At 34.8% G+C, this 7,348-nt stretch carries 9 protein-coding genes; 4 read left to right on the top strand and 5 right to left on the bottom strand.

The genetic code is table 11. The features are described from left to right. A partial coding sequence (locus tag ACPYKA_RS16810) for a pseudouridine synthase (RefSeq protein WP_479543367.1) occupies positions 1-527 on the bottom strand: 527 nt, incomplete at its 3' end. After that, positions 520-1,332: an NAD kinase gene (locus ACPYKA_RS16805; protein ID WP_479543366.1), complete on the bottom strand. Its 813-nt coding sequence runs from the start codon at positions 1,330-1,332 to the stop codon at positions 520-522. The genes ACPYKA_RS16805 and ACPYKA_RS16810, both read right to left, overlap by 8 nt. A 183-nt stretch (positions 1,333-1,515) precedes the next feature. On the opposite strand from ACPYKA_RS16805, the gene ACPYKA_RS16800 reads away from it, so the two are divergent. The 4 genes from ACPYKA_RS16800 to ACPYKA_RS16785 all read left to right on the top strand — a co-directional run bounded on the left by ACPYKA_RS16800 (position 1,516) and on the right by ACPYKA_RS16785 (position 4,062). Next, positions 1,516-2,082: a CYTH domain-containing protein gene (locus tag ACPYKA_RS16800; RefSeq protein ID WP_479543365.1), complete on the top strand. Its 567-nt coding sequence runs from the start codon at positions 1,516-1,518 to the stop codon at positions 2,080-2,082. Between the two features lie 106 nt (positions 2,083-2,188). Continuing rightward, entirely contained in the window at positions 2,189-2,569 is a 381-nt protein-coding gene (locus tag ACPYKA_RS16795; RefSeq protein WP_479543364.1) for a globin domain-containing protein, read from the top strand. Positions 2,570-2,716: 147 nt separating this feature from the next. Further along, positions 2,717-3,538, top strand: coding sequence for a DsbA family protein (locus tag ACPYKA_RS16790; RefSeq protein WP_479543363.1), 822 nt, complete (start codon positions 2,717-2,719; stop codon positions 3,536-3,538). 50 nt (positions 3,539-3,588) lie between these two features. Beyond that, complete coding sequence (locus ACPYKA_RS16785) at positions 3,589-4,062, top strand: hypothetical protein (protein WP_479543362.1); 474 nt, start codon at positions 3,589-3,591, stop codon at positions 4,060-4,062. 319 nt (positions 4,063-4,381) lie between these two features. Here ACPYKA_RS16785 and ACPYKA_RS16780 read toward each other — a convergent pair whose 3' ends face one another. The 3 genes from ACPYKA_RS16780 to ACPYKA_RS16770 form a co-directional block, all read right to left on the bottom strand. Further along, positions 4,382-4,639, bottom strand: a complete 258-nt coding sequence (locus tag ACPYKA_RS16780; RefSeq protein WP_479543361.1) for a hypothetical protein — start codon at positions 4,637-4,639, stop codon at positions 4,382-4,384. A gap of 350 nt (positions 4,640-4,989) precedes the next feature. Beyond that, a complete protein-coding gene (locus ACPYKA_RS16775) occupies positions 4,990-6,201 on the bottom strand; it encodes an NAD(P)/FAD-dependent oxidoreductase (protein WP_479543360.1) in 1,212 nt (403 codons plus the stop codon). 245 nt (positions 6,202-6,446) lie between these two features. Continuing rightward, complete coding sequence (locus ACPYKA_RS16770) at positions 6,447-7,136, bottom strand: SDR family oxidoreductase (RefSeq protein WP_479543359.1); 690 nt, start codon at positions 7,134-7,136, stop codon at positions 6,447-6,449. Between the last annotated feature and the right edge of the window lie 212 nt (positions 7,137-7,348).

Raw genomic sequence — 7,348 nt, 5'->3', positions numbered from 1 at the left:
TGAATAATGGCTCGATACACACGTTTGATGTTATTTTCACGTTGTAAATCAGAAAGTAATGAATGACTGTATTGATGCTTCGCTACCAGCACTAAACCTGACGTATCTTTATCTAGCCGAGTTACGATATGAATTGTAAAAGGAATGTTTTTTTCTTTATAATAATAAGCTATTCCATTAGCAAGCGTTCCTGTTGGATGAAGTTTTGAAGGAATAGTCGGTATACCAGCTTCCTTATTAATAACTAGCAAATCTTCATCTTCATATACAATTTCCAAACTCATCTTCTCAGGAAAAACTGAACTTTTTTCTTCTGGTGGAAATACTATTTCGAGAATATCATCTTTTTTAAGTACATAACGTACGGTTTGTTTTTTTCCATTAATGACTAATTTCCCATCGGTCGATTTTAATCTTTTTAAAAGTCGACTAGAAATGTTTAACTCTTTTAATAAAAATTCGCGTAAAACAATTCCTTCATACTTTTCCGTGATTTTCCATTTCAAAACAAATCGATTATTACTCATCTCGTTTAACTTCGGTAACAAAGGAATCACGCACCCGATTCCAAAATGGGAAAGGTCTATACCTGACAAAGCGAACTCGTTCTTTTGCTACGCGGCATTGAATAGATTTCACATTTGTAAAAGATTTTGTAATATGATCAAAAGCAATAATAAAACTATCCTTTCTCAACGGTCGCAGTAAACACGTATGATGCTTCGGTAAAATTAATGGAGAGCCGATTGTACGAAATACCCGGTTATTAATCGATGCAATTTCGGTAATTTGTATCGATTCCAGCGAAGGATGAATAATTCCTCCACCAAGCGCCTTATTATAGGCTGTACTACCAGACGGTGTTGAAATACATAATCCATCTCCACGAAACGTTTCAAAATGTTCGCCACGAATTTGAACATCAAACACGACTGAACCTTCTACAGTCTTAATTGTCGTTTCATTTAATGCTAATGAACGTAATGATTTTTTCTCGTCATTACTAAAACGGATAATAACCTCTAGAAGCGGATATTCGACTACATGAAAAGGTGTTTTTGCAATTTCGATAACAAGTTTTTCAATTTCATCCGATGTCCAATCCGTATAAAAACCTAAATGTCCAGTATGTACGCCAAGAAATGCTGTCGTATCCAATTTATCTACATAACGTCTGAATGCTTCTAAAAATGTCCCATCTCCACCAACTGAAATAACTAATTCTGGAGTTTCTGTATCATATAATAAATCAAAATCAATTAAGTATTGTTTCATTTTTGCTTTTATTTTATCGGAACGCTCGTCCCCTCTTGACACAATTGCAAATTTCATCTGAAGTTACCCCCTATATGTTTAACATTACAACATCCGATTCAAAAATTGCTTGTGCTTCTATTTTATCATATAACCTGCGGGCAACCTATCAACATATGAGCGAACCGTTGCATCTTCTTGAAAATTCCGAGATAATAAATATAAATTAACAAAAACAATACACATTTATTTGGAGGAATTATGGCTCAAGAAATTGAAATAGAATATAAAGTGTTACTTACGAAAAAAGAATATGAAAACATTGCTTCATCCCTTCCCTTTCCCACAAACTCTGTCAACCAAATCAATTATTATTTTGAAACAAAACATTTCGATTTTAAAAAACAACATAGTGCGCTGAGAATTCGTGAAAAAAATAATAAATACACGCTTACTTTAAAACAGCCACATGAAGAAGGAATATTAGAAACTCATGATAATATAACTGAAGAAGAATATAAAAATTGGTTGAATGGAAATCCAACTACAACTGTTCATGTAGGGAAACAGTTAGACTATATGGGGATTCCAATAGAGCAAATAAAATATTTTGGCTCTTTATCAACGGAACGGAAATCGTTTAAAGCTGAAGATATTTTATATGTGTTGGATAAGAGCACTTACAACGGAAAAATTGATTATGAATTAGAAATAGAAGCTTCGTCACAAGAAAAAGGACGTGAAGCATTTAATCAACTAATACAAAACTACAGCATTACACGAAAAGAACCGATAACAAAAATTGAACGCTTTTTCTACAGTTTATAAGTATGCGCCATGCAAAACTTTTGCCTTTCTAGTACCTGATTGTTACAATATGTAAAAAAGTGGGACAATATAAACCTACCAATGAACAACTATGAGGAGTCTTAACATGTCAAAACCGGGAACGATTTATGAAGCTATTGGTGGACAAGAAGCGGTTGATAAAATTATTGATTCATTATATAAACATATCGGGGCACATGAAAAATTAATCCCTATTTTTCCTGATGATTTACAAGAGTCAGCGCGAAAGCAGCGACTTTTTTTAACACAGTTTTTCGGAGGACCACGTCTTTATCTAGAAGAAAGAGGTCATCCGATGTTAAAACGTAGACATATGGAGTTTGAAATAACGCCTGAGAGAAAAGATGCTTGGTTAGAGTGTATGCATAAAGCATTACATGAAGCCAATATTAAAGAGCCTTATCGTTCAGCAATTTTTGAAAGACTAACAATGACAGCACAACATATGATTAACACTGAAGAATGAATTTCTCTTCCCAATTACAGAATGACAATTGAGGCCACAAAACTATCTTAAACTATCAAATTTCAACATACTTTATGGTGGTAAACGTATACATGGTAATATATAAGATTGGTGTATAATATATTATCCGATGAAAGAGGGATTCATATGGATGCGTATGATGTTCAAAACAATACTCCCCATCCTAGTACAAACTATCCTTTTATAAAATTTATAAATAAACCAGTAATGATCTATTATTTTATTGATCCAATTTGTAAAGAATGTTGGACCATTGAAAAATCTATTAAAAAATTGACGATGAAATATGGTGCATTTTTTAATGTTCGCCCTATCATCAGTCATTTATTTAGTACGCCAAATTCCCATTGCAAAAATCGTTTTCCAATGAATCAATGGGATAGTTATTATATTTCAATCGGCATAAAGGCTGCAGCTTTACAAGGAAATAAAGCGGGCCGAGACTTTTTACGAAATATTCAAGAACTTATCTTTTTATATCAAACTGACGAATCTACAGAAGTAGTTTTATATGAAGCGGCATTCCAAGCAAATTTAGATATCAATGAATTTAAAAATGATCTTTTCTCCCCATCTGCACTGAAAGCTTATCAGGGTGATATGCATCTAATTCAAGAAATGGAAGTTGAGCAGTTTCCTACATTAGTGTTTTTTAGCCAACATATTGAAGATTACAGTATTAAAGTTTCTGGACTAGAATCCTATGAGACGTATGCGTATTTATTGAAAAAGATGATACAATCAAATACAAATACGAAACAAAGAATACCACCACTAGAAATTTACCTTAAAAGTTATAGACGAGTTCAAACAGAAGAAGTTGCTTTTATATTCGAAATACCAATTAAGGTAGCAGAAAATAAGTTGAAAAAATTACAGCTGGAACGAAAAGTAAAAAAGGTAGAAAGTAATGGAAAAACCTTCTGGGAGTATCAAGAAGAAAACTAAACATAAATGTCTACTTCAATAAAATAATCCACTCTATTAGCAGGAGCCTTTTGGATTTTGAGGCACAACCTTTCATAAGAGAGTGGATTTTTCCTTTTAAAGGATGTTTTATAAAGTCCGGTAAAAATGTCACTGCATTAGTGTCGGTGCTGCCTCGGACAACTCTTGCCATTTTTGAACATATATTTGTCTGCTGGAAGGTGGCGCGGACAAATACCACCGTTTTTGAACTTATATTTGTCCGCTGGAAGGTGGCGCGGACTAATTCCGCCGTTTTGGAACAAATACTTGTCCGCTGGAAGGTGCTTCGGACAAATACCACCGTTTTTGAACTTATATTTGTCCGCTGGAAGGTGGCGCGGACTAATACCACCGTTTTTGAACTTATATTTGTCCGCTGGAAGGTGGCGCGGACTAATACCACCGTTTTGGAACATATATTTGTCCGCTGGAAGGTGGCGCGGACTAATACCACCGTTTTGGAACATATATTTGTCCGCTGGGAGATGCACAGGATGTGGTAACTTTAGTTGACTTGGTCCTTTTGAACACGCAGCTTTATAAAATTTACTCGATTTATTGGAACAACTTTATTAATATTTCCCAATAAAATGTCATACCATTTTATTGGGAGGGGATTCTAATGCGTCTTTCAACTTTACTACCAGCTTTTTTCTTTTTATGCACACTTGTTTTAATTGTCATGAATTTTTTTGCACTTATGCGACTTATCTCATTTTTTATCACTTTGCCTCTTTTGTTTCTGTCAATATACTTAACTCTTTATACGCTTACTTATCAAAAAGTGTACCGGGGAACAAAACAATCCCGTAATTTTTAAGTCTAATAGTAAATTGCAAATGCTGTAATAATAATTACTGTCACTACAAAGGCTGCAACATACGTCCAAATTTGTACAGGAAGCATCTTTGAAATTGAATTCTTTTCATATTCTTTCGACCGTTTTAGTGCATCTTTATATGAAAATCCACCAGTTTCGTATTCTTTCATTTTCCTTTCTTCCTGTTTTAATGCAGAAACTGTAACAATTGCCGCCACAATCACTAACACGAGACTAATTACTATTAAAATAGTGTACATTATTCATCCCTCGTTTATTAGAATTTGTAGTCATTATATATTTACTATTACCGATTGTCTGTGACTTAAAACACACTTTTCATCACAAAATTAGATGTGCAGCAGAATGCTAGGAGCTATTCTTGTTATTTTTATGCGACGATTGGACACTGGTGAAGCCCTTTCTGCAAATAAAAAAGCGAACCGCAGAAAGTGCGATTCGCTTTGTGTTAATTTATTAACGAAAATCTCTCGTTTCTTCGATTATTCTACTTGCTACAACATAACCTAAAACAGATGCAAAAATGACTAATAACGCATTAAAAAAGCTTCTCATCGTTTGGAATTCCTCCTTCTCAATGTTTGTTTCATTAAAACGGTCGAAGTTTTCCTTTTTTAAGTAAAATTTTTGTTCCTCCAAGTAGGAAAATAGAACGGTTATCGACTACTTTTTTCATCGCTGCAGCTGATTTCCCTTTCAATTGCGTACCTGAAAATACATTTCCAATTCCATCTGTTACCCCAAGTGATGCTACTGTACCACGGTCATGGAATTCAAATTTTTGTAGCGGCTCACCGTATAATAATGCGCGAATGTTATAAGCACACGTATCTGCATGTTGCATTGCCGCTTGAGCTGTTGGTGGATATGGTTTATTTGTTTCCTCATCCATTACCCAAGCACAGTCACCTAAAACAAAAATATTTTCATGTCCCGGAGCACGTAAATCACCATTAACAGTAACTTTTCCACGAGTTAACTCAAAACCAGATTTACCCAAAACTGAGCTGCCCGTTACGCCACCAGTCCAAACAATTGTACCAGCTTTAATCTCTTCATTATCTTCACCAATAATAAAACTATCTTCTGTACATTCATTTATTGCCGCACCAAGTCTAAATTCAACCCCACGGTCTTCCAGAGATTTCATTGCATAAGCGACTAGATCTTTATCAAACATCGGTAAAATTGAAGGCATTGCTTCTACGTTAATAATTCTTACTTTTCTACGGTCAATATCATATTTTTTACATAATTGCGGTACTTTCTCGGCTAGTTCACCAACAAATTCAATTCCTGTAAATCCAGCTCCACCAACTAGAATCGTTAAAGCAGAGTCATTTAAATCTTCATCAGCTCGATATTTTGCAAATTGCAATTCAATATGTTCACGAATTAGACGGCTTGAATCAATATCTACGATTGCAAAAGCGTTTTCTTCCATACCTTTGATACCAAAAGTATTTGATTCGAATCCGAGTGCAATAACTAAATAATCATATGTAATTTCACCGTTTTCTAAAATAACACGCTGATCTTCTTTATCTACTTCTACAACAGCATCATAAATTAAGCGAACTCGATTTGGATTAATTACATCGCTAATCATGAAACGCGCTTGGTTTGGATTAATTGTCCCTGCTGCTACTTCATGAAGCCAAGTTGTCTCATAGTGGTAATTATGTTTATTAACTAAAACGATATCTGCCTCTTCAGGTGCTAACATTTTAGTTAGTTCTCTTGTTGTTTTTAGACCGGCATATCCAGCTCCAAGCACAACAATTTTAGGTTTGTTACTCATTAAAATCCACCTTCCCTAATAATTGATTGTAGTTTATTGATCCCTGTTTCGTGGTAAAATCCCATTATAATTATTGTACATAACTGATTATTATTATACAAAACATAACAAGAAGTTGTTCAACTTTTCACGTACTATATAATAACCTAGATGTGCAAAAAAAAATTAATTCACAGTAAGACTAATATGTAAATAATATCAAAGAACGACTCAATTTGCTAATCATTTTTGTACTTCATTATTATTTATACTGGACGCACAGTAATTTCATTAACATTCACATAATCTGGTTGTGTAACAGCATAATAAACAGCATTTGCAATGTCTTCCGCTTCCAACATTTTTCTATCGACTGCCTGCCTTCTAGCCAAATCTGTATCAACCATTCCGGGTGAAATATTTGTCACTCTCACCCCAGTACGGGCAAGTTCTTTTTCAAGCCCCATCGAGATAGCACGAATCGCAAATTTTGTTGCACTATAAACAGTGCTTCTTTTAGTTACTTCAAGTCCTGATACAGAAGCGATATTAATAATATGCCCTGTTTTTCGTTCTAACATGGAAGGGATCACTGCGTTGATACCGTATAAAACACCTTTAATATTGACGTCAATCATTTGCTCCCAATTTTCCACCTGTCCGTCTGTAACAAGCGCATTTAACATAAGCCCCGCATTATTTACATAGATATCAATGTCTCCAAAATGTTCTTCTACTTTTTTTACCATCGATTCCACCTCAATCCGGTGAGCAACATCAACAGGTACAGCAAGCGCCTTTCCACCTGTTCCTTCATTTATAGCTTCCGCTAATACAGTTAGTTTGTCCTCCCTACGTGCAACTAGTGCTACATTTAAACCTTCTGCCGCAAACTTTTTAGCAATAGCCTTTCCAATGCCACTACTTGCCCCAGTAACAATAGCAGTTTTCGTCATGATAGCTACCTCCTAAATAGTAATCTTAAAATCAGTCATTCAATCCACAGGTTGTTCAGGATCAGTCGGTTGTTCCGGTTCCTTTTCTTTTGAATCGGTATCTTCTTCTGAAGGTGGATCATTTTTATCCTTATTTGCATCATTTTTGTCCGGGTTTGAGCCAGTTCCACTTGAATTTGATCCAGTTCCTTCCGATTTAGAGCTGCTATCGT

The organism is Pseudogracilibacillus amylolyticus (SeqCode) (assembly GCF_051918545.1).
In the GTDB taxonomy this organism is placed as follows: domain Bacteria; phylum Bacillota; class Bacilli; order Bacillales; family Amphibacillaceae; genus Pseudogracilibacillus.
The sequence above is the reverse complement of the archived record's forward strand: the minus strand, read 5'-3'. Positions and strand labels throughout refer to the sequence as shown.